This is a genomic window from Kocuria cellulosilytica (assembly GCF_040981245.1).
GTDB lineage: Bacteria > Actinomycetota > Actinomycetes > Actinomycetales > Micrococcaceae > Kocuria > Kocuria cellulosilytica.
Genome location: NZ_JAVFWZ010000093.1, coordinates 1 through 573 on the forward strand (window position 1 = coordinate 1; position 573 = coordinate 573).

The 573-nt window shown below is 73.8% G+C and carries 1 protein-coding gene; it reads right to left on the reverse strand.

What is annotated here, in order from left to right; all coding sequences use genetic code 11:
* Positions 1–573: efflux RND transporter permease subunit (locus RCG67_RS17155; RefSeq protein WP_368828012.1), on the reverse strand; the 573-nt coding region annotated here is incomplete at both ends.

The window sequence follows — 573 nt, forward strand, 5'->3', positions numbered from 1 at the left end:
CGCCAGGGCCGTCATCACGATGGGGCGCAGCCGGCGGGTCGCACCCTTCTCGATGGCCTCCTCCAGGTCCATGCGGTGCTCCCGGCCCCGGTACTGGTTGATGAGGTCGATCAGCACGACCGCGTTGGTCACCACGATGCCCACGAGCATCAGCACGCCCACCAGCGAGGCGAGGCCCAGCGGCACCCCGGAGGCCAGCAGCGCGAGCACCGCGCCCGTCGCCGCGAAGGGGATCGAGACCAGCAGGACCAGCGGCTGGACGAGGGACTTGAAGGTCGCCACGAGCACCACGTAGACGATCGCGATCGCGGCGAGCACGGCGAGGCCCAGCTGCCGGAACGTGGTCTCCTGCTCCGTGGCGGCCCCGCCCAGCTCGGCCGCCGCGCCCTGCGGCAGGTCCAGGCCCGCGAGCGCGTCCCGGACCTCCCCGCTCGTGGCACCGAGGTCGTCGCCGCCCGGGGTGACGGCCACGGTGGCGGTGCGCTGGTCGTTGCTCGAGGTGATGGTCTCGACCGTGAGCGCCTCCTCGACCTCGGCCAGCTCGTCGAGGCGGACGGTCCCGCCCGCGGCCGG